Annotated in this window: 22 protein-coding genes and 1 pseudogene; 14 read left to right on the top strand and 9 right to left on the bottom strand. The window is 65.9% G+C overall.

Annotated elements, in window-relative coordinates; genetic code table 11:
• Positions 1-110 precede the first annotated feature (110 nt).
• Positions 111-1,085 carry a M23 family metallopeptidase gene (locus AB0J47_RS38860; RefSeq protein ID WP_364358531.1) on the bottom strand — a complete coding sequence of 325 codons (975 nt, stop codon included), beginning with the start codon at positions 1,083-1,085 and terminating at the stop codon, positions 111-113.
• A gap of 132 nt (positions 1,086-1,217) precedes the next feature.
• On the opposite strand from AB0J47_RS38860, the gene AB0J47_RS38855 reads away from it, so the two are divergent.
• The 5 genes and pseudogenes from AB0J47_RS38855 to AB0J47_RS38835 form a co-directional block, all read left to right on the top strand.
• Positions 1,218-2,384: a pyridoxal phosphate-dependent aminotransferase gene (locus tag AB0J47_RS38855; protein ID WP_364358528.1), complete on the top strand. Its 1,167-nt coding sequence runs from the start codon at positions 1,218-1,220 to the stop codon at positions 2,382-2,384.
• 143 nt (positions 2,385-2,527) lie between these two features.
• Positions 2,528-3,238, top strand: a complete 711-nt coding sequence (locus tag AB0J47_RS38850; protein ID WP_364358525.1) for a TetR family transcriptional regulator — start codon at positions 2,528-2,530, stop codon at positions 3,236-3,238.
• Positions 3,239-3,398: 160 nt separating this feature from the next.
• Positions 3,399-4,820 carry an adenylosuccinate lyase gene (gene purB, locus AB0J47_RS38845; RefSeq protein ID WP_364358522.1) on the top strand — a complete coding sequence of 474 codons (1,422 nt, stop codon included), beginning with the start codon at positions 3,399-3,401 and terminating at the stop codon, positions 4,818-4,820.
• A gap of 21 nt (positions 4,821-4,841) precedes the next feature.
• Positions 4,842-5,264, top strand: a complete 423-nt coding sequence (locus tag AB0J47_RS38840) for an HIT family protein (RefSeq protein WP_364358519.1) — start codon at positions 4,842-4,844, stop codon at positions 5,262-5,264.
• 150 nt (positions 5,265-5,414) lie between these two features.
• Positions 5,415-5,543 (top strand): annotated as a pseudogene (locus tag AB0J47_RS38835) (esterase family protein); the annotation flags it as partial.
• 2 nt (positions 5,544-5,545) lie between these two features.
• Here AB0J47_RS38835 and AB0J47_RS38830 read toward each other — a convergent pair.
• Entirely contained in the window at positions 5,546-6,589 is a 1,044-nt protein-coding gene (locus tag AB0J47_RS38830; RefSeq protein WP_364358516.1) for a DUF2330 domain-containing protein, read from the bottom strand.
• Between the two features lie 41 nt (positions 6,590-6,630).
• Positions 6,631-7,719, bottom strand: a complete 1,089-nt coding sequence (locus AB0J47_RS38825) for an alkene reductase (RefSeq protein WP_364358513.1) — start codon at positions 7,717-7,719, stop codon at positions 6,631-6,633.
• A gap of 185 nt (positions 7,720-7,904) precedes the next feature.
• Here AB0J47_RS38825 and AB0J47_RS38820 point away from each other — a divergent pair, with 185 nt between their 5' ends.
• From AB0J47_RS38820 to AB0J47_RS38810, 3 genes are all read left to right on the top strand, one after another.
• On the top strand, positions 7,905-8,276 hold the full coding sequence (locus tag AB0J47_RS38820; protein WP_364358510.1) for a MerR family transcriptional regulator: 372 nt from the start codon (positions 7,905-7,907) through the stop codon (positions 8,274-8,276).
• A 9-nt stretch (positions 8,277-8,285) separates the two neighbouring features.
• A complete protein-coding gene (locus AB0J47_RS38815; RefSeq protein WP_364358507.1) occupies positions 8,286-10,475 on the top strand; it encodes a S9 family peptidase in 2,190 nt (729 codons plus the stop codon).
• Positions 10,476-10,561: 86 nt separating this feature from the next.
• Positions 10,562-10,780, top strand: a complete 219-nt coding sequence (locus AB0J47_RS38810) for a nitroreductase family protein (protein ID WP_364358505.1) — start codon at positions 10,562-10,564, stop codon at positions 10,778-10,780.
• 1 nt (position 10,781) lies between these two features.
• On the opposite strand, the gene AB0J47_RS38805 is transcribed toward AB0J47_RS38810, so the two are convergent.
• The gene (locus tag AB0J47_RS38805; RefSeq protein WP_364358502.1) at positions 10,782-11,072 is read right to left on the bottom strand and encodes a hypothetical protein; all 291 of its coding nucleotides are present in this window, start codon (positions 11,070-11,072) and stop codon (positions 10,782-10,784) included.
• A gap of 103 nt (positions 11,073-11,175) precedes the next feature.
• Here AB0J47_RS38805 and AB0J47_RS38800 point away from each other — a divergent pair, with 103 nt between their 5' ends.
• Positions 11,176-11,877: a DUF2334 domain-containing protein gene (locus tag AB0J47_RS38800; RefSeq protein ID WP_364358499.1), complete on the top strand. Its 702-nt coding sequence runs from the start codon at positions 11,176-11,178 to the stop codon at positions 11,875-11,877.
• Positions 11,878-12,018: 141 nt separating this feature from the next.
• On the opposite strand, the gene AB0J47_RS38795 is transcribed toward AB0J47_RS38800, so the two are convergent.
• A complete protein-coding gene (locus AB0J47_RS38795) occupies positions 12,019-13,428 on the bottom strand; it encodes a glutamate decarboxylase (protein ID WP_364358496.1) in 1,410 nt (469 codons plus the stop codon).
• A gap of 232 nt (positions 13,429-13,660) precedes the next feature.
• Here AB0J47_RS38795 and AB0J47_RS38790 point away from each other — a divergent pair, with 232 nt between their 5' ends.
• Positions 13,661-15,025 carry a dipeptidase gene (locus AB0J47_RS38790; protein ID WP_364358493.1) on the top strand — a complete coding sequence of 455 codons (1,365 nt, stop codon included), beginning with the start codon at positions 13,661-13,663 and terminating at the stop codon, positions 15,023-15,025.
• An 87-nt stretch (positions 15,026-15,112) separates the two neighbouring features.
• Here the strand turns inward: AB0J47_RS38790 and AB0J47_RS38785 are convergent, their stop codons facing one another.
• A complete protein-coding gene (locus AB0J47_RS38785; protein ID WP_364358490.1) occupies positions 15,113-15,757 on the bottom strand; it encodes an MBL fold metallo-hydrolase in 645 nt (214 codons plus the stop codon).
• Between the two features lie 95 nt (positions 15,758-15,852).
• On the opposite strand from AB0J47_RS38785, the gene purS reads away from it, so the two are divergent.
• Together purS and purQ are read left to right on the top strand one after the other, a co-directional pair.
• Positions 15,853-16,092, top strand: coding sequence for a phosphoribosylformylglycinamidine synthase subunit PurS (gene purS / locus AB0J47_RS38780; protein ID WP_040686358.1), 240 nt, complete (start codon positions 15,853-15,855; stop codon positions 16,090-16,092).
• Positions 16,089-16,787, top strand: coding sequence for a phosphoribosylformylglycinamidine synthase subunit PurQ (gene purQ, locus AB0J47_RS38775; protein WP_364358486.1), 699 nt, complete (start codon positions 16,089-16,091; stop codon positions 16,785-16,787). The genes purS and purQ overlap by 4 nt, the downstream gene beginning before the upstream one ends.
• A 26-nt stretch (positions 16,788-16,813) precedes the next feature.
• Here purQ and AB0J47_RS38770 read toward each other — a convergent pair whose 3' ends face one another.
• Positions 16,814-17,890: a substrate-binding domain-containing protein gene (locus tag AB0J47_RS38770; protein WP_364358483.1), complete on the bottom strand. Its 1,077-nt coding sequence runs from the start codon at positions 17,888-17,890 to the stop codon at positions 16,814-16,816.
• A 49-nt stretch (positions 17,891-17,939) separates the two neighbouring features.
• On the opposite strand from AB0J47_RS38770, the gene AB0J47_RS38765 reads away from it, so the two are divergent.
• A complete protein-coding gene (locus tag AB0J47_RS38765; RefSeq protein WP_364358480.1) occupies positions 17,940-18,365 on the top strand; it encodes a MarR family transcriptional regulator in 426 nt (141 codons plus the stop codon).
• Positions 18,366-18,395: 30 nt separating this feature from the next.
• On the opposite strand, the gene AB0J47_RS38760 is transcribed toward AB0J47_RS38765, so the two are convergent.
• Entirely contained in the window at positions 18,396-18,725 is a 330-nt protein-coding gene (locus AB0J47_RS38760) for a hypothetical protein (RefSeq protein ID WP_364358477.1), read from the bottom strand.
• On the opposite strand from AB0J47_RS38760, the gene AB0J47_RS38755 reads away from it, so the two are divergent.
• Entirely contained in the window at positions 18,724-20,013 is a 1,290-nt protein-coding gene (locus tag AB0J47_RS38755) for a M18 family aminopeptidase (protein ID WP_364358474.1), read from the top strand. The two genes, AB0J47_RS38760 and AB0J47_RS38755, sit on opposite strands and share 2 nt — an antisense overlap.
• An 18-nt stretch (positions 20,014-20,031) precedes the next feature.
• Here AB0J47_RS38755 and AB0J47_RS38750 read toward each other — a convergent pair whose 3' ends face one another.
• On the bottom strand, positions 20,032-21,321 hold the full coding sequence (locus AB0J47_RS38750; protein ID WP_364358471.1) for a glycosyltransferase 87 family protein: 1,290 nt from the start codon (positions 21,319-21,321) through the stop codon (positions 20,032-20,034).
• Positions 21,322-21,430 lie beyond the last annotated feature (109 nt).

The following is a 21,430-nucleotide window of genomic DNA, read 5'->3' as shown; positions in this document are numbered from 1 at the left end:
CTCGCGTCCGAGTCGTCGAAGCGCATGCGACGTAGTCGCGAGTCTCGACGGCTCGGACGCGAGACACCAGGGGGCCGCGAACACGCCGCGCCGAAGGCGCGGCCAACAACTCAGGCGAACGTGAGCCCGTGCACCGCCAACCACTGCTGCGGATCGACGTGCTGTCCGTTGACTATGACCTCGAAGTGCAGATGCGGTCCCGTGGAGTCACCACGGTTACCCATGCGGGCGATCTGCATACCCGCCGGAACACGTTCGCCGACCGAGACGAAGAAGTCGTACATATGGCCGTAGACGGTGATGCTGCCGTCATCGTGCCGGATGCGCACCCATAGCCCGAAGCCCTGCGCCGGTCCCGCATCGATGACGGTGCCGCTGGCAACGGCATAGATCGGTGTGCCGATCGGCCCCGCGATATCGATTCCGTTGTGGAAAGTGCCCCAGCGCGAACCGAATCCGGAGGTGAATGTGCCGCGCGTCGGCAAAACCATACTGGTGATGCCGGGCAGCACCGAGCCAGCGGTGACCGGCGCGCTGCCCGCCAGCCACGGCTGGTACTCGCCGGACACGGCCGCGGCCGCCTCGGCCTTGGCACGTTCCAACGTCGCGCGTGCCGCGGCCGCCACGACCTCCTGCTCACGGATGCGCTCACCGTTGGCGATGGCATTCAGATAGCGCTTCACCGACGGCGGTGTCGACTGCATCTGCTGTGGATAGGCGAAGGCGACGCGTTGGGACTCGTCCGGGCCGGGCGTGCGATCGGTGATGCCCCAGTCGAACGCGGAATCCGCGGCCGCGAATACGGCGGTGACACAGACACCGGCGATCAGGATTCGGTGCTTGCGCGATAACGCGCGGTAGTCGGGTTTGGGTCGGTCCTGCCACAGCGCGCGCAGGTCGGGCGGTGGTTGCCGACGCAGCCAGACCAGGCCTTCCCTGCACTCGCCGAACACCTCGTGCGCTCGCCGACGCAGCTCGGACTCGCGCCGCTCCCGCAACTTGGCACGCCAATCGGGGGGAATGACACCGATGCCACCCACCCCGGGTACTCGGTCCAGCCGCGCCCGGCGAGCCTTGTCAAGCATTAACGCCGACCATAACCCGTACCGCATGCCGCACACATGCCGAAACACGCGGTGGGTCGCATTTCGCTACCTGTCGACAAAAGCCGAGTATCGGCGCCCACTCGACCTGCGGGACCGTCTACCGTACGTCGGGTGTCCAGAGAATCTCGCCGGTCGACCATTCCACCTTTCTACGTGATGGATGTCTGGAAAGCCGCCGCGGAACGTGCCAGGACGCACGGCGATGTGCTGGTGCTGGCGGCCGGGCAGCCCTCGACGCCCGCACCAGCCCCGGTGCTGCGTGCGACGAAGGCGGCGATCGATGCCGAATTGCTCGGTTACACAGAGACATTCGGCATTCTGCCGCTGCGCGAGGCGATCGCCGAACACCACCGCGATACCTACGGATACGCCGTCGAACCCGATGACGTCGTGGTGACGACCGGATCCTCCGGCGCATTCACCCTAATCTTCCTGGCCGCGTTCGATGTCGGGGATACCGTCGTGGTGGCCAGGCCCGGATATCCGGCCTACCGCAACACCCTCACCGCGCTTGGTTGTCGCGTGGTCGAACTCGATTGCGGTGCGCAAACCCGATTCCAGCCGACGGTCGCCATGCTGGAAGCGCTGCCGGAACCTCCCGCCGGCCTGATCGTGGCCAGTCCGGCCAACCCGACCGGCACCATGATCGATCCCGATGAGCTCTCCGCACTGGCCCGCTGGTGCGATGCGCACGGCACTCTGCTGATCTCCGACGAGATCTACCACGGCATCACCTACCAGGGCCTCAGCGTTGGCCGAACGTCGTCGGCCTGGGAGACCTCGCGCGAATCCGTGGTCATCGGTTCGGTCTCGAAGTACTTCTCGATGACCGGCTGGCGGCTCGGCTGGATGCTGGTGCCGAGCGGTTTGCGGCCCGCGCTGCAACGGCTCGCATCCAATATGACCGTCTGTCCGCCCGCGGTCTCGCAGTTCGCGGCGCTGCACGCGTTCGGTGCCGAGGCCAAGGAGGAGCTCGACGGTCACGTCCGCCGCTACGCGGTGAATCGGCAACTGCTGCTGGAGGGGTTGCCGAAGCTCGGCATTACCGAGCTGGCCCCGGCCGACGGCGCCTTCTACGCCTACGCCGATATCGGCCATCTCACCGATGATTCGAGGAAGTGGTGCGCCTCGGTGCTCGACCACACCGGAGTCGCGTTGGCCCCCGGAGTCGACTTCGATACCGCGGCGGGGAACCGGACGGTACGGATCTCCTTCGCCGGCGCTACTGCGGACATCGAGGCGGCACTCGTTCGGCTGGGTCACTATCTGCGTGGTTGATCATGCTGTCGGACAATGAGTTTGCACAGTTCGGCACCCTGAACGAGCAGATGCGGTAAAACAACGATGGCTGGGTTTTCACTCTCTGGGTTTCCTCTCTGATTTCGCACGGATGAACTGATGATGACTGGCACGATGGCACGGTGATAACCGCGACGACCCCGAAAGGCGAACGGCGTCGCCAGGCTTTGGTAGCGGCCGCCGCCGAGTTGTTACTCGAAGGCGGATTCGATGCGGTGCGGCATCGCTCGGTCGCGACGCGCGCCGACCTTCCGCTGGCGTCGACGACGTACTACTTCGAGTCGCTCGATGATCTGATCGCGCGAGCGGTCGAATTCAGCGGCAATGCGGAACTGGACGCGATGCGGCGTCGGGTCGGCGAGGTGAGCCACCGCAGACGCGGCTCGGAGGCGACCGTCGATCTGGTGTTGGACCTGTTGGTGGGGTCGGACGGCAGCGACGAGGGCGCACGCGGACAGCTCATCGCGCGCTATGAACGTTCGGTGGCCTCGGCGCGGCATCCGGAACTGCGCGAAGTGCAGCTCCGACTAAGGGCACAGCTGGACGAGTTACTCGCCGACGTACTGCGCCGCTCCGATCGGGCGGTTCGACCGGAGCAGTTGCGCAGGATGGTCGCGGTGGTCGACGGTGCCGTGGTCGCGGCGCTGAGCGAAATGGACCCGGAGCCAAGGCGAATGGCGCGCGGTGCGTTGCTCGAGGTCATCGATATCGTCGCGCCCCCGGTGCGAGCGTCCGGCCCGGAGGTGGTAGCTCGGGTAACCACAGAGGGTCCGCTCGCGCCACATCAGATACAGACGCCGCAGCAGGTCGACAGGTTCCGGACACTAGACTGACAACACGTGAGAGAGCGCAGCGAGCGAACCAAAGACACAGCGCCCAGGCGTACGACGGAGCCGAGCGCTAGCGAGGTGCAGTCGTGAGGGAGCGCAGCGAGCGAACCGAAAACTCAGCGCCCAGGCGTACGACGGAGCCGAGCGCTAGCGAGGTGCAGTCGTGAGCCTCGTCCCGAATGTCCTTGCCACTCGATACGCCAGCCCGGAGTTGGTGCATCTCTGGTCGCCCGAGAACAAGATCGTGCTCGAGCGGCGGCTGTGGCTGGAGGTGTTGCGGGCGCAGTCCGAACTCGGCATCGGACTGCCCGCGGGCGTCATCGACGATTACGAGCGGGTCATCGATCAGGTGGATCTGGCCTCGATCGCCGAGCGTGAGCGGGTCACTCGCCATGACGTGAAGGCGCGCATCGAGGAATTCAACGCGCTGGCCGGGCACGAGCATGTGCACAAGGGCATGACCAGCCGTGATCTCACCGAGAATGTCGAGCAGTTGCAGATTCGGCTCTCGCTCGAGCATGTGCATGCGCACGGTGTCGCGGTGGCGGCGCGGCTGGCCGAGCGGGCCGCCGAGTACCACACGCTGGTGATGGCGGGCCGTTCGCACAATGTCGCCGCCCAGGCCACCACGCTGGGCAAGCGGTTCGCCTCCGCCGCCGATGAGCTGCTCATCGCGCTGACCCGGCTGCGCGAGCTCATCGACCGCTACCCGCTGCGCGGTATCAAGGGCCCGATGGGCACCGCGCAGGACATGCTCGATCTGCTCGGCGGCGATTCGGCCAAGCTGGCGACGCTGGAGCAGCAGGTCGCGCGGCATCTCGGTTTCGCGAATGTGCTCACCAGTGTCGGTCAGGTGTATCCGCGCTCGCTCGATCACGATGTGCTCTCGGCGCTCGTTCAGGTCGGTGCGGGCCCGTCGTCGTTCGCCCACACCATTCGGCTGATGGCGGGCCATGAGCTGGTCACCGAGGGCTTCCAGCCCGGGCAGGTGGGCAGCTCCGCCATGCCGCACAAGATGAACACCCGCTCCTGCGAGCGCGTCAACGGTCTGCAGGTGGTGCTGCGCGGTTATGCCTCGATGGCCGCCGAACTCGCTGGTGCGCAATGGAACGAGGGCGATGTGTTCTGCTCGGTGGTGCGCCGTGTCGCGCTGCCGGATGCCTTCTTCGCCATCGACGGCATGATCGAAACCTTCCTAACCGTGCTCAGCGAATTCGGCGCCTACCCCGCCGTCATCTCCCGCGAACTCGACCGCTATCTCCCCTTCCTCGCCACCACCCGCATGCTTATCGCCGCCGTGCGCGCCGGTGTGGGCCGTGAAACCGCCCATGAGGTAATCAAGGAACACGCCGTAGCCGTCGCCCTCGCCATGCGTGAACAGGGCCGCGAACCCGACCTGCTGGACCGCTTGGCCGCCGACTCCCGCTTCCCCTTGGACCGTGCCGAATTGGAAGCCGCCCTGGCCGACAAGTCGGCCTTCATCGGCGCGGCAGAAGCTCAGGTTTCGGATGTGGTGGCCGGCGTCGAAAAGCTCGTGGACCAGTATCCGGACGCCGCTCGCTACACCCCGTCCCCGATCCTCTAGCCGACCGGCCATAGTGATCGGGTGAATCCGTACACGATCTTCGGGGACATTGTGGCCGGGCGGGCCGAGGCCAGCTGGGTGTATGAGGACGATGATGTGGTGGCGTTCATGGACATTCGGCCCATGACGCCCGGGCATTTGCTGGTGGTGCCTAAGGTTGCGGCGCGCAGTCTGGCGGAGTTGGATCCGGTGGTCGGGGGGAAGTTGTTCCAGGTGGCGCAGAAGCTGGCCGAAGCGCTGCGGGCCAGCGAGGTGGGGTGTGATGGAGTCAACTTCTTCTTGGCCGACGGGGTGACCGCGGGTCAGGAAGTGTTCCATGTGCATCTGCATGTCATTCCGCGGACGCCCGGTGACGGGTTCGGATTACGTGGGCGGCCGACCAGTCCGCGCCGCGCTGACCTGGACTATCTGGCGAGTTCGATCCGCGGCGCGCTCGATCGCTGAGCCGTCGCCGGGTTGGGCGGTGCCGGCGTGAAAGTCGGCGGGAGCTACCGCTGATCATCGACGCCGATACGACAATGGCGTCAATGCCATCGGCGGCCTGTCCATGGGCGGTAATGCGGCCTCTATCCTCGCCGCCGCATCCATTCGAACAGGCGGCTGCGCGCCCTCGGCATCCCGGCCGAGATCGAATACAGCCCAACCGGAACCCACTCCTGGCCCTACTGGCAGGACACCCTGCACGCCTCCTGGTCGACCATCGGTCCGGGCATCGGAGCCTGAGGTCAGGTCCGCAGCACCCGGACGATGGCGAAGACCACGACGATCGCGGCCAGGGATGCCGTGCCGAGGATGACGATGCCCGCGGGCACGCCGAATAGTTCAACATCCTCGGTTCGGTGGATCGTCTGGTAGACCTCCGCGTCGCTGGCATCGGCCTCGAAGGCGAAGTCGGAGCGGATATCCGCGGGGGTGTCGATCGAAACCCGCAGTTCGGTCAGGTAGTTGCGGCCATTCGTGGTCACCGCCGCGAGTTCTGGATCCGATGTGGCAACCCGGCCTGCGAAGTCGACATGCACACTTTGGGCGGCGGCATCGGGATCGCTGCGGCGCACACGATGCTCGCTCAGCGCGTAAAGGTGCACGTACTGGGCCTGTTTGGCGGCGCTCGACATGCGCATCGGATAGACGAAACGATCCGAATCGAAGCTCAGGCGCACCGGATCTATTGCGCCATCGAGTGGTTGGGCGCTGGTGAGGCGCATCGCGACGAAGGACCAGCCCTCGCGCAGATATGGTTCGACAGTGGTGACCACCTCGGGACGTATCTCGTAGCCGTTGTCGCTCAGCCACTTTCGAATGCCGTCCAGGTTGCCGCCGGACAGGGTGGTTGCTTCGAGCGGGCCGAGTTGCACGCGATCGAGGACGGTCGGGCCGCCACCGGCAGCGGTCATAGCGCCCTCGCCCGCGGCGTCGCTGGAACCGGAGCCGAACCATCGACGCTGGGTAACAACCTTGGGCGCGGTCAAGTTCGCCAGGTCGGTAAAGGTCGCCGCCGAGCCACCCGCGACGGTCGCCGGTTTCGGTGTCGGCACGATGAGCGCCGCCTGATCGGTACCGGATTTCAGCGTGAGCCGCATGAGCATCGTCTCGCGCTGTCCGTCCCAGCTGACCAGCGCCGTCTCCTCGCGCACCGACGCCGGATGCCCGGGTGGATTGGCGACTGCGCCGCACGCGCATGCGGATGCCGGTGCGAGCGTGCCGATTCCGGCGGTGGCGAATAGCATCCCCGTGACGGCCAGCAGGCGAATTGCGATTGTGGCGCGCATGGCCGCGAGCCTAGTGGGCTGCGCGGCCGTGCATCCGGACCTCAGGCGCACCGCGTTTCGCGCAACCCCCAGCGTGGATAGTCGCTGTAACCCGCCGCATCGCGCCCGTACAGCAGTTCCTCGCGGATCGAACCGAGCGGCAAATTGTAGGTAATCCGTGTCACCAGATCGGGATTGGCGATGAAGGCGCGTCCGAACGACACCAGATCGGCGAGCCCCTGCTGCAGCACCGTCTCGGCCTCGACCGCGGTGGTGGGTTCGCGGTTCTCACCGATATTCGCGATGAGCGTGCCGTGCCAACGCGGCCGCAGGTCGGCGAGAGCCGGGTAGTCGTCGTTATCGGTCAGATGCAGATAGGCAAGGTCACGGCGATCCAACTCGGCCACCAATGTGCGGTACAGCGGTGCCGGATCCGCCTCGTACATATTGAACTGCGGGTTGCCCGGCGATAGCCGAATTGCGGTCCGGTGCGGCCCGACGGCACCGACGACCGCGTCGACGATGGCCAGCGGCGCCCGCATGCGGTTCTCGATCGAACCGCCGAATTCATCGGTGCGCAGATTGGTGTTGTCGGCCAGGAACTGGTGCAGCAGATAGCTATTGGCCCCGTGGATCTCGACACCGTCGAAGCCCGCCGCGATCGCATTGGCGGCAGCGGCCGCGAAATGCTCGATCACGGCGGCGATTTCGGCACGGCTGAACGCTCCCGGCGTGATCGGATCGGCCTTGGTGCCGTCGAGCAGGTGCGGCCGATCGTCATCCACTACGGCCGACGGTCCGGTCGGCCACGAGCCGTCGACGCGCGCCAACGGATGTCCCTTCCGGCCACCGTGCATCAGCTGTGCGACGATCCGCCCGCCCGCCGCGTGCACCGCCTCGGTGACCTGCCGCCAGGCATCGACATGGCGGCCGGTCTGCAGGCCCGGCACCCAGGCCTCGCTCTTGCCGGTCGAATGCGGCCAGATGCCCTCGGTCACGATCAGTCCGGCCGTGGCCCGCTGCGCGTAGTAGTCGACCACATCGGCGGTCGGCGAACCGTCCGGATGCGAACGCAACCGGGTCATCGGTGACATGACGATGTGATTGGGCAGGGCCAGAACGTTGTTGCGATATTCGCTCAATAGCTGCATGACGGCACCATAAAACCTGACATCGATGTGAGGTCAAGTAAGCTCGACACCGCAACGGCTGATCTCGGGAGCGCATGGGTAACTCGTCGGGAACGTCCAGCAGCTCTTCGTGCGTGGCCGCCGACCCGCAGCGCGCCTTCCGTTGCACTCACTTGTCGGCAAAGGTCCGGGAAGGCGGAACAGATATGCGCATCGGTGAGCTGGCCGAGCGGACCGGGGTGAGCGTCCGGTCGCTGCGGTACTACGAGGCCAAGGGCATGCTCGGATCCGAGCGCAGCTCCGGTGGTCAGCGCGAATATCCGGAGTCGGCGGTCGCGCGGGTGCTGCGCATTCGTGAAATGTTCGCCGCGGGCATCGGCAGCGATACTGTCAGCCAGCTGCTGCCGTGTATCCACGACGAAGATGGCACGCCGAACGAACTGGCGACACCGTTCCTGGTGGACAAGCTGGCCGAGGAGCGCCGCCGCATCGACCAGGCCATGACCGATCTGCACCGGGCGGGCGCGGTACTCGACGAGATCATCCGAGCGGCGGGCGGTGTGCAGCCCGAACAGTAGGGTGGGCCCATGGCTCTCGACAGTGGAACCGGAACGCTCGCCGGTCCGGGTGATGAATCGGCCGTGGTGACGGCCCCGGTCGCCAAGCAGGTGCGCACCGAGCGGGTGCACCATGGCGACGTCTTCATCGACGAGTACGAATGGCTCCGCGATAAGGAAAATCCCGAGGTCATCGCCTATCTGGAGGCTGAGAACGCCTACACCGAGGCGCAGACGGCGCATCTGGGCGGGCTGCGGGACAAGCTCTACGACGAGATCAAGGCGCGCACCCAGGAGACCGATCTGTCGGTGCCGACCCGGATCGGCGAGTACTGGTACTACTCGCGCAGCTTCGAGGGCAAACAGTACGGCGTGCACTGCCGCTGTCCCATCGTTGCCCCGGCGGGAGCCGAGGGGATCGACGCCTGGACCCCGCCGCAACTCGAGGCCGATACCGAGATTCCCGGCGAGCAGGTGCTGCTGGACAGCAACCAGGCCGCCGAGGGCCACGACTTCTTCACGCTCGGCGCGTTCTCGGTCAGCCATGACGGCAACCTGCTCGCGTACTCGGTCGACACCAGCGGTGACGAGCGCTACCTGCTGCGCTTCAAGGATCTGCGCACCGGGGAGGAGCTCGCCGACGAGATCGCGGGCACCGCCCCCGGCGCGACCTGGTCGCTGGACGGCACGCACGTCTTCTATCAGACGGTCGACGAATCCTGGCGGCCCGACACTGTGTGGCGGCACCGGCTCGGCACGGCCAAGGATGACGATGTCAAGGTCTTCCACGAGCCCGATGAGCGCTACTGGGTGAGCATCGGCTCGACGCGCTCGGAGAAGTACCTGATGATCTGGCTCGGCTCCAAGATCACCAGCGAGGCCTGGGTACTCGAATCCGATAATCCGGAAGGGGATTTCCGGGTCGTTATTCCGCGTCGCGAAGGTGTCGAGTACTCGGTGGACCATGCCGTGGTCGGCGGTGAGGACCGTTTCCTGATCCTGCACAACGACGTCGTGGACGGGGTGAAAGCGCAGAACTTCGTACTCGCCGAGGCCCCGGTATCGGATCCGTCGAATATGACGCTGCTGATCGGCCACCGCGACGACGTGCGGCTCGAGGACATCGATCCGTTCGCCGATCATCTGGTGCTGAGCTATCGGCGCGAAGCCCTTCCCCGCATTGCCATTTGGCCGCTGACCGAATCCGGCTACGGCGAGCGGCGCGAACTCGAGTTCGATCTGGAACTCTTCGCGGTCGGTTCCGGCCGCAATCCGGAGTGGGAGCAGCCGACGCTGCGGATCGGGTTGACCTCGTTCATCACACCGATGCAGGTCTTCGACTATGTCCCGGCCACCGGTGAGCTGTTGCTGCGCAAGGAGCAGCCGGTACTCGGCGGTTATGACGCGAACGACTATGAGCAGGAACGCGATTGGGCGATCGCTGCGGACGGCACCCGGATTCCGATCTCGCTGGTGCGCAAGAAGGGGCTGCCCGCGGGGCCGAAACCGCTGCTGCTGTACGGATATGGCTCCTACGAGACCCCTATTGATCCGTCCTTCTCGTTATCGCGGCTTTCGCTGCTCGACCGCGGCATGGTGTTCGCGGTGGCGCATGTGCGCGGCGGCGGTGAAATGGGGCGGCTCTGGTACGAGAACGGCAAGACGCGCACCAAGAAGAACACCTTCACCGACTTCATCTCCTGCGCAAGGCATCTCATCGATACCCGTGTCACCTCGGCGGACCGGCTGGTCGCCGATGGCGGCAGCGCGGGCGGTCTGCTGATGGGCGCGGTGGCGAATATGGCGCCCGAGCTGTTCAGGGGCATTCTGACCAACGTGCCGTTCGTCGACCCGCTCACCTCGATCCTGGACCCGTCGCTGCCGCTTACCGTCATCGAATGGGACGAGTGGGGGAATCCATTGGCGGACAAGGACGTCTACGACTACATGAAGTCCTACGCGCCCTATGAGAACATCGAAGCCAAGGACTACCCGGCCATCCTGGCGGTCACCGGCATCAACGACACCCGCGTGCTCTATGTCGAACCCGCCAAGTGGGTCGCCAAACTGCGCGCGACCAAGACCGGTGACACCCCGCTACTGCTCAAGACCGAAATGAGTGCGGGCCATGGCGGTGTCAGCGGCCGCTACGAGCAGTGGAAGGAAGTCGCCTTCGAATACGCCTGGCTGCTGAGCACTCTCGGCCTGGCCGACGCGTAGGTCGGGTGAGCGGTCGGTGCACCCCGGCCGCTCACCCGGTGGGGCCAATAGTTTGCCGAGCAGCGCCGTGAGCTGGCGGCGCCGCGGTGTGGAGCTTCATGCTCGCCGCGCGCGCTCGCGGACTCGGCACCACCTGGACCAGTGCGCAGGGGCCGCTGGAACGCGAACTAGCTGCGGCACTGGGGATTCCGTACGACACGGTGATGCTCGCGGCATTCATCCCGCTGGCCTACACCCTCGGCACCGACTTCAAACCCGCGGTCCGGGTGCCGAGGGAGCAGGTACTGCACTGGGAGCGGTGGTAAATCAGAGGCCGCAGGTGCGCATGTTGTCCAGGAACGTCGCACGATCGCTGTCGCGGTATTGCTCGATTCCCTGATATGCGCCGTTCGCATCCATGATCGCGATATAGGCGTCGGCGATCTGATCCGGCGTCGCGTCCGGCGTGCGGCTGCGCACCTGGTTGACGAACCCCTGTGTCGCAGTGCATGTTTCGTCTTGGCTGAAGATCTGGGGGGCGTCCGGATCGGCTAGGGCGGTCGCCGGTGCGATGAGCAGGAGTGGAACTGACAGAGCGCTGAGCAGGGCTGTCTTCACGCCGGAGATCTTAGGTCAGATGTGCCGCGGGTGTGACGCAGTGTTCGTCGGCGGGTCATCCGCCCTGCACGCCGAGTACATCTGCGGCTGGCACCGTGAGGTCATGAACGCTGAGCTGATCGTGTCGATTTCCGGGATCCGGGACACCACGCGGGACGCGGCTATCGAATTCGCGGCCGAAATGGATCGCCGCGATGTGCGGCTTTCGCTGCTGATCGCGCCTCGGTTGAAGGGCGGCTACCGGCTGGTGGAAGATCCGGCGACGCAGGCATGGCTGCGTGGCCGGCGGGCCCGCAGTGATGCGATCGTGCTGCACGGCTACGACCAGGCGGCGACCAAGCGGCGCCGAGCCGAATTCGCCACCCTGCCCCGGCACGAGGCGCGCCTGCGGCTGACCGCGGCGGATCGCGTGCTCGAGCAGGTGGAATTGCGCACCCGGTTGTTCGCGGCTCCGCGCTGGGATGCCTCGGCGGGCGCCATCGAGGCGCTGCCCGAGGCCGGTTTCCGGCTCGCGCTCGGGCTGACCTCGATTCTCGATCTCGAGCGCAATATCGCCCAGAAGGCGCGCGTCTACGGCATGGGCGAGGGTTTCCGCGCCGAACCGTGGTGGTGCCGCGCGCTGGTGCTCGGTGCGGCCAGGACCGCACGTCGCGGCGGTGTGCTGCGCTTGGCCGTTTCCGCCGCTCAGCTCGGCCGTTCCGGTCCGCGGCAGGCGATGCTCGATGCGGTCGATCTCGCGCTGTTCCACGGCGCGTCCAGCGAGGTGTACCGCTGGGAGCCGTTCGCCGCCGTCAAGGCGGCCTGATCAGGTCTGCCCGAAGCCGTGTGGGGGTGTGGTCGGCACCGCCTACACGAGCCGCCGCCGCCCGTAATGGCGTGATCGGGCGGCGGCGCGCGGCGAAATCAATTCTGCGCCAGCGCTATTCGGTGGCGGAGCGCTGGCGGGTCAAGATCGGGGCCGGACGGCTTTCGCCTTCTCGCTCGGTACGGCCGCGGTCGCGTTATGCGTGAATCCGCCCGCTTCCTCTCGAGTGAGCGGTTTGGATTGTGGATGCTTCTCCAGTTGCTCCATGCCGCGCGCGATATCGGCGAGCAGTAGGTCGGCCATATCGATGCTGAACCCGTGCCGGACCAGTGCGCGCATGATCGTCTCGTGCTCACGGTCGGCGGGCAACGGATACGCGGCGATCAGCCAACCCCTGGTCCGCAGCCGATCCGACAGTTCATAGAGATTGAACCCGACATCCTCGGTCAGCCGCCACGACACCGCCGCGATGCCACGATGCGGATCGCCGCCGTGGATCATCTCGAACGGCCCGAGTTTCAGTAGGCCATCGGCCATATGCTGGGCGACGTGGTAGAGCTGGGACTGTAGACGGGTGTATCCGGTGTGGCCGAGCCGGATGAATTCGTAGTAAGAGGTGATCACCTGCCCGCCGGGGCGGGAGAAGTTGAGATTGAAGGTGGCCATGCTGCCGCCGAGGTAATCCACATTGAAGATCAGCTCCTCGGGCAGATCGGCGGCCTCGCGCCAGATCGCCCAGCCCGAGCCGAGCGGTGCCAGCCCGGTCTTGTGGCCGGAGGCATTGATCGATTTGACCCGCGACAGCCGGAAATCCCAGATCAGATCGGGTGCGGTGAACGGCGCGAGGAATCCGCCGCTGGCGGCGTCGACATGGATCGGGATATCCAGGCCGCTGACCTCCTGCAGCCGGTCCAGTGCCCGGCTTATCCCGGCGACATCCTCGAACAAGCCGGTATAGGTCTGCCCGAAGGTCGGAACCACCATGATGGTGTTCGCGTCGCAGTAGGCGGCCACATCTTCGGGATGCATGGTCAGCCGGTCCCCGCGCAGCGGAATCTGGCGGATCTCCACATCGAAATAGCGCGCGAACTTTTCCCAGCACACCTGCACCGGGCCGCAGACGAAGTTCGGGGTTCCGGTGCCGCCGCGTTTGCGCCAGCGGAATTTGGCGGCCAGACCGCCGAGCATCGCGGCCTCACTCGAGCCGGTGGTGGAGGTGCCGTGCGTGCCCGCCGGATCCGGCGCATGCCAAAGATCGGCGACCATCCGCACGCACCGGCGCTCCAATTCGGCGGTCTGCGGGTATTCGTCCTTGTCGACGATGTTCTTGTCCAGGGCTTCGTTCATCAGTCTGCGCGCCTGGTCGTCGACCCAGGTGGTGCAGAAGGTCGCCAGATTCATCCGGGAGACGCCGTCGAGCATCAGCTCGTCGTGCACGATCTCGTAGGCGACCTGCGGGATCAACTCGTTTGTCGGGAATCCGGCCTTCGGTGCCGACCGGCGCAGGCCCGGCAGGGCGAATAGGTCGTCGGGCTCCAGTTCTTCTGTCATCGAACCGCCTCCGAACATGGCTTGCGTGATGTTTGCGAAAACAAGTGGCAACCAGCGTCGACGTTTCAGCATGTCACAGCGGCGACCGGATTTTCGGTGTTCCGATCCGGACGACACAGACCGATCGGTCGGGTGATTTCTCCGTATGCACCGAGCGGTTCATGCCAGAGTGGGCGGGCGGCGCGCGGTCGGCCGCTTCTGTGCTGGATCGGATCGGAAATGAGGTTCGCAGATGATCGACGACTCCCGCATCGCGGCGCTGCGCCAGCGGGTGGCCGCGCTGATGCCGCAGGCGAAAACCGATCTCACCCAACTGGTTTCGTTCAAGTCGGTGGCCGATCCCCGGCAGTTCCCACCGGAGGACTGCAACCGGACCGCGCAGTGGGTGGCCGACGCATTCGCTGGGGCGGGTCTGACCAAGGTGGGGCTGCACGAAACTCCCGATGGCAGCAAGGCCGTCATCGCCTCGCGTCCCGCGCTGGACGGTGCGCCCACGGTATTGCTGTACTGCCACTACGACGTGCAGCCGCCGCTCGACGACGATGCCTGGCGCACGCCGGTCTGGGAGCTGACCGAGAAGGACGGCCGCTGGTACGGGCGTGGCAGTGCGGACTGCAAGGGCAATATCGTGATGCACCTGACCGCGCTGCGGGCACTCGGCGCGGATCTGCCGCTCGGGGTGACGCTGGTCGCGGAGGGTTCCGAGGAGCAGGGCACCGGCGGACTCGAACAATTCGTCGAGGCCAATCCGGATCTTTTGCGCGCGGATGCGATTCTGATCGGCGACTGCGGCAATTTCACGATCGGGATGCCGACCTTGACCGAGTCCTTACGCGGCAATGTCAACGTGGTCGTCACCATCGAAACCCTCGCCGGGCCAATGCATTCCGGCATGTTCGGCGGTCCCGCCCCCGATGCGCTGGCCGCGCTCATCCACCTGCTCGCCTCCTTACGCGACGAATACGGCAACACCACCGTGGCCGGTCTGCCCAATGATCAGCGTTGGACCGGTGTGCAGTACTTGGCGGACCAATTCCGCGCTGACGCAGGCGTACTCGGCGGTGTCGAACTCACCGGTAACGGCACCGTCGCCGATATGCTCTGGGCGCGACCGGCTTTGACTGTGCTCGGGATCGACGCACCGAAGGTCGTGGGCTCAGCGGCGGCAATCCAGCCCGCCGCGCGAGCCCGGCTGAACCTACGCATTCCGCCGGGCACCGATCCAGATCAGGCGCTGGAACTGCTGACCGCACACCTGCTGTCGCATACGCCGTGGAGCGCGAAAATCAGCGTGGAAACCGAGGGGACCGGCGCGCCGTTCCGCTCGGCCAGCGGCGGTCCCGCGCGCACCGCCATGGAAGCCGCACTCACCGCCTCATACGGTCGCGCGACCACTACCCAGGGTCAGGGCGGTTCGATCCCACTGTGCAATGTCTTCGCCGACACCTACCCGCACGCCGAGATCATGCTGCTGGGCGTCGAAGAGCCCAAATGCCTCATCCACGCCCCCAACGAGAGCGTCGACCCCTCTGAAATCGAACACATGGCCCTCGCCGAGGCCCTCTTCCTCGCCACCTACGCCGAACACGCCCCCTGAGGTGTTGGACGCCCGATCACCACGCATCCGTGGCGGATCCGCTCGACGTTTGCCGCCAGGGATACATGGTGATCAACAGTCCAGGTATCAGAGGTCGCGCTGGGACTCGGGGGCGATGACCGTGAATTCTGTATTGGTGGGGCCCATTTCGGCTAGGCGGCCGAAGTAGATGCCTTGGGCTTCGGGCTGGATGATGCCGAAGTGGATGGGGAAGGCGGTGCGAGGGGAGACGGCGCGCAGGTAGTCGATGGCCTCGCTGATTCGCATCCACGGGGCGGATGCGGGGATGGCGAGGACGCCGACCGGCACCGGTGGCACCCAGAGCGAGTCGCCGGGGTGCACGAGTTGGGCCGGGTCGTCCGGGGTGCCGAGTTGGAAGACCGTGTTATCGATCACCGGGATCTCCGGGTGGATCACGGCGTGTCGGCCGCCGCCTCCGGTGATCCGGAGATCGCCGAGGGTGATCACATTGCCCGCGTGCACTGCCTCCCATGGTTCGCCGCGCTGCTGTGCGGTCTGTGGATCGCTGAACAGGCGTGCGTTCGGGTTGTTGTCGAGCAGCGCCTCGATCCGGCTCGGATCGATATGGTCGGGATGCTGGTGGGTGACGGCGATGGCGTCCAGGCCGGTAATGCCCTCGAAGCCGTGCGAGAAGGTGCCCGGATCGAACAGCACCTTCTTGCCGTGCAATTCGACGAGGATGCAGGAGTGGCCGAAGTGGGCTATGCGCATGGGGCCATGCTATTTGACTCGACCCCGACCGTAGCTCGGACAAGCTGGACAACTACGCTGCTCAGGTAACCCCAACACCACCTGAGGAGCAACGCGTGGCACGAGTCGTGGTCGAGGTGATGCCGAAGGCCGAGATCCTGGATCCGCAGGGTCAGGCCATCGCCGGCGCGCTCCCGCGCCTGGGATTCGCCGGAGTGTCGGATGTACGGCAGGGCAAGCGATTCGAACTCGATGTCGACGACAGTGTCAGCGACGCGGAGCTCGAACAGATCGCCGAGGCGCTGCTCGCCAACACCGTGATCGAGGACTGGAAGGTCGTGCGGGTTTCGGCATGAGCGAGCGAATCACAAGCACGACGGCGCGGATCGGGGTCATTACTTTTCCCGGCACGCTCGACGATGTCGATGCCGCACGGGCAGTGAAGTTGGCGGGTGCCGAGGCGGTCAGCCTGTGGCATGCCGATGCCGATCTGAAGCAGGTCGACGCGGTGATCGTGCCCGGCGGCTTCTCCTATGGTGACTACCTGCGCGCCGGTGCCATCGCCCGGTTCGCCCCGGTGATGGGTGAGGTCGTCAAGGCCGCGGGTCGGGGCCTGCCGATCCTGGGCATCTGCAACGGTTTCCAGGTTTTGTGCGAGGCCGGTCTGCTGCCCGGCGCGCTGACCCGCAACGAGGGTCTGCACTTCGTCTGCCGTGACGAATGGCTGCGCGTCGAAACCGCGAATACCGCATGGACCTCGCGTTTCGAGCCCGGTGCCCAGATTCTCATCCCGGTCAAGAACGCCGAGGGCCGCTACCAGGCCTCCGATCGTGTGCTCGACGAACTCGAGGGCGAGGGTCGGGTGGTCTTCCGCTACGCCGGTGACAATCCGAACGGCTCCCAACGCGATATCGCGGGTGTCTCTTCGGCCGATGGCCGGATCGTCGGCCTGATGCCGCATCCCGAACACGCCACCGAGCCGCTGACCGGCCCGAGCGATGACGGCCTCGGCCTGTTCCTCTCGGTACTCGACACCTTGGTTTCGGCCTAGCCACCACGCCGTCGGCAAGCGCACGGCTAGGTGATCTGGGCGATGACGTCGAAATCGACGCCATTGGCCAGCGCGATGTAGCCGGGCTGCTGGGCTTGGTTTCCGAGGAAGCCCCGTGTGCCTCCGGGGGTTTCGAGTAGTACGCCCTGATCGAGTGCCGCGTGTACGTCGGGTACGTGTAGTGATCCGGCCGTCTCGCCGATCGCGCGCAGGGTGTGGATCGCCTCGTAGCTCATATTGCTGAAGCTGGTCAGTGCGGGTGCGAAGGTGCCGTGTAGTCGGCGGTAGCGGGCCAGCCGGTCACGGCCGTCGTCGGTGTGCGGGTCGACGAAGAAGCTCGATGCCACGTAGAAGTTGTGGTTGGCCTCGGCACCGGCGGTCAGCAGTACGTTCTCGTCGGCGGCCGGGCTGACGCGCGGCAGCGTGTCGGCGCGGCCGGTGGCGGCGAACTGCCGGTTGAAGCGGGAGACATCCGCGCCGACCATCAGGATCATGACGGCGTCGGCCTGGTCCAATGCGGGATGGTCGAGGAATTCCGTGAAGTCCGGTGCGCCGAGCGGTACGAATCGCTCCAGCACGATGGCGCTCGGATCGGCCAGGCTACGGCGCACCGCCTTGGCCGATTCGCGCGGCCAGATGTAGTCGTTGCCGATGATCGCCCAGCGGCGCACACCGTGTTCGCGCTGCAGCCAGTGCACCGCGGGCAAGGTCTGGTCCGCCGGATGCTCCCCGAGCATCAGCACCCCGGGTAGCTCATTGGTGAGACCCTCGTGTCCGGTGGCGAAAAGATAGGGCACCCGACTGGCATTGGCCCGCGCGACGGCCAGTCGCACCGCCGAGGTGTGCCAGCCGGTGATCGCGTGCACCATTCCGGTGGCGAGCAGCGCGGAAACCTCATCGGCGACCTCGCGCGGATTCCGGCCGCCATCGATATTCGTAGTACGAATTTCGCGGCCCAGAAAACCCGTCCCAGCATTGATTTCGTTGACCGCGAGGGAAATCGCCGCATCGCATGACGCCGCAACGATACCGCCCGGTCCCTGCATCGGGACTATGTTCAGTATCTCGATCGTGCCGTCTGGGCCCTCGCCGAACGCTGACATTCGGTACTCTTCTTCTCGTTCGAGCGAAATTCATGGCAGGCAGGAAATAATGACGACCATTGTAAGCGGATATTCCACGCTGCATGGTGCGCTGCGTGCCGCACAACGGCGTTGGCTGGATCACCTCGACGCCGCCCTGTGCGCCAGGCAACTGACGGCCGATCAATGGTCGATGCTGTCGAATCTGTCCACCGGGTTCGGGGTCACCATGAGTGAGCTCGCGGCCAGGTCGCAGCTACCGCCGTCCTCGGCGACCAGGCATGCCGACGCACTCGCCGAACGCGGCCTCATCTTCCGGATTGCCGCGGAGGACGACCGCCGCCGCATCCTGATCGGGCTGAGCCGGCTCGGTTCGGATCTGGTCGACGCGGTGCGCGCCGAGGAGGAGCACGCGGAGCAGGAGTTGCGTTCGCGTATCGGTGTGCGGCGTTATGCCGAGCTGATGCGTTTGCTCGAGCTCGTTTCCGCGGAGTAGTTCAAATTGGTAAGACTTTCATCGGATGAATTAGTCCGATGAATGTCCGGTTGCGCTGATCGCGCGGAATTTACCATTACTCGGGTTATGTTCCGAGGCCTCATTGTGCTGCCCGAATATTTGACCATCGGCGTACGACGAGACCGAGTTGTACTGCACCGCGACGGTGATTTTCGGCGATGAGACCGCGTATTCGCCGAGGCCTGCCGCCGCAACACGGTCGGTGGCGTGTTCTCGGTGGTGCAGCGGCACTTCGACGGCGCCTGCTTCGGTCCCTGCGGGCTGTTGAACCGCAGCGGCGGCCGAGCGCTGGGTGCGCGGGTCAGGCGGACTGCCCGGTCTGCATAGGATCGCAGGCATGCCCGTTTCCACTACCGCTGCCACGGCCGCCGGGTTGTGCGCCTTCATCGACGCTTCACCGTCGCCGTTCCACGTGTGCCGGACGGTCGCGCGGGAGCTGGACTCCGACGGCTTCACCCCGCTCGCGGAATCGCAGCCGTGGCCCTCGGATGGGCCGAGTCGCCATTACGTTGTGCGCGGCGGTTCGCTGGTCGCGTGGGCGACGGCCGATTCCGCCGATGTGACGCCGTTTCGGGTGGTCGGTGCGCACACCGACAGTCCGAACCTGCGGGTGAAGCAGTATCCGGATCTGGCCGCGGTGGGCTGGCAGCTGGTCGGTTTGGAGCCCTATGGCGGAGCCTGGCTGAATTCGTGGCTGGACCGGGAACTCGGCATCTCCGGGCGGCTCAGCGTGCGCGGCGGAAATGCGGTGCGAGACCAGCTGGTTCGCATCGATGAACCGATTCTGCGGGTGCCGCAGTTGGCCATCCACCTATCGGAGGATCGCCGCGGTGTCACGCTGGATCCGCAGCGGCATGTCAATGCGATCTGGGGTCTGGGTGCGCAGCCGCGCTCATTCCTCGAATTCGTCGCCGAATATGCCGAGGTCGATCCGCGGTCTGTGCTCGGCTGGGAGCTGATGACCCATGATCTGGCACCGAGCCGGTTGGTCGGCCGGGACCGCGATCTGGTGAGCGCGCCGCGCCTGGACAATCAGGGCACCTGCTATGCCGGATTGAATGCCTTCCTCGCGGCGATCGAGGAGCCCGGTGCGAACATTCCGGTGCTGGCGATGTTCGATCACGAGGAGGTCGGCAGTCAGTCCGATCGCGGCGCGCAGTCGGATCTGCTGCCGACGGTGCTCGAGCGCATCGTGCTCGCACGTGGCGGCGGCCGCGCCGAATACTTGGCCGCGCTGGCCGGATCCGTCTGCGCCTCCGGCGATATGGCACACGCGACGCACCCCAACTACCCGGACCGCCATGAGCCCGCCCATCGCATCGAGGTCAACGGCGGCCCGGTACTCAAGGTCAACCAGAACCTGCGCTACGCAACCGACGCGGCGGGTGCGGGTGCCTTCGCCCTGGCCTGCGCCCAAGCCGAGGTCCCCCTGCAGCGCTACGTGCACCGCGCCGATCTCCCCTGCGGCTCCACCATCGGCCCGATGACCGCGGCCCGCACCGGCATGCCCACCGTCGATGTAGGCGCAGCCCAGCTGGCTATGCACTCGGCCCGTGAAATCATGGGCGCAGAAGATGTTTCGGCCTACGCCGCCGCACTAGCCGCCTTCCTGACCCCCGCACCGTAGCTTCGCCGACGCGTGGCGCTACGCAGTTGCGGATTTTTCCCGAGTTGCCGGGTGGTAGGTGATGACGGCGACAACGAATACCGCCAGCGTGACGAGAACGTAACTGCTGCCGATGAGCTGTTGCCACCAGGCCCAGCCGAGTTCCAGGTCCTTCGAGTGCGGCAGGAGCCATTGGGGGCCGATCATGAACAGGACGGTGCAGGCGGCGACGGAGCCGATGAACCAGCGGTTGCGGGTGCCGCGGGCGATGGCGTCGGCGGCGACCAGGATGGCGGGGGCGATCCAAACCCAGTGGTGCGACCAGGAAACCGGGGACACCAGCAGTACCGCGGCAGCGTTCACCATCAGTGCGGCGACCTGCTGCCCCGCTGCGAGCAGCCGGTGCATCCACACCGCGGCCAGGGCAATCGCGATGAGCGACAGTGTGATCCAGATCATGGTGGCCAGCGAGTCGGAGACGCCGATGCGAAAGGCCATGCCCTTGATCGACTGATTGCCCGCGAAGTACGGCGGGCCGATGCGGCCGGTATCGGCAAGGGTGTGGAACCAGTATTCGGCCGAATCACTCGGGAACAGCAGGAATCCGAGTCCGACCGCGACGATCGCGGAGACGATCAGCGTGCCCGCCGCCTTCCAATCCCGGCGTAGCAGGAAGTACAGCAGATATCCGGCCGGAATCAATTTCACCGAAACCGCGATGCCGATCAGCATGCCGCGCGGCCAGACGGGTTTGCGGACAAGGCAATCCATGGTGACCGCGGCCATCAGCACCAGATTGATCTGACCGAAGCCGAAGGTCTGCCGGATCGGTTCGGACATCTGTGCCACTGCGACCACACCGATGACCAGCGCGAGCATGGTCCGCCGCTCGAGGCTCGGGCGCAGTCGCGCGAGCACCAACCACAGTGTGATGCCAAGACTGAGCACCGAGGTGGCGGTCACCAGCACCTCGGCCAGCGGCAGCGGCATCAGCGCGAGCGGTGCGAAGAACAGGGCGGCCAGCGGGGGATAGGTGAAGGGCAGCCCGATCCCCTCGACCGGGGGCATCGGTCCGTACAACTCGCCGTCGTCGAGCCAGACGCGCGCACCGTTGCGATAGACCTGGAGATCGATGTATCCGTTCCACCAGTGCACCACCAGCGAGACGATGGCCGATACGGCGAACATCGCGACGGCGATCAACAGCCAGCGCACCTGCGGGTTCGACAATGAGAATCGCGGCGAGACAGCCGAGTCGAGTTCGAGCCGAGTGTTCTGCGTGGTGACGGGCTGCTCGGCCGGATCCGCAACCCCCGATCGATCGTTCACGGCCAAAGCGTAGCGGTTGCGAGCTCGCGCGATGTGTGCCGACCCGAGGCATCCGCGGCCGAAAAACCGGCGATCCGGACGACCGGTCGATGCGACCGGCCGCCCATCG

Origin of the sequence: Nocardia sp. NPDC049737, from assembly GCF_040674755.1 — a bacterium.
Lineage (GTDB): Bacteria > Actinomycetota > Actinomycetes > Mycobacteriales > Mycobacteriaceae > Nocardia.
Note: the sequence above shows the minus strand (reverse complement) of the source record. Positions and strands in the feature narration are given on the sequence as shown.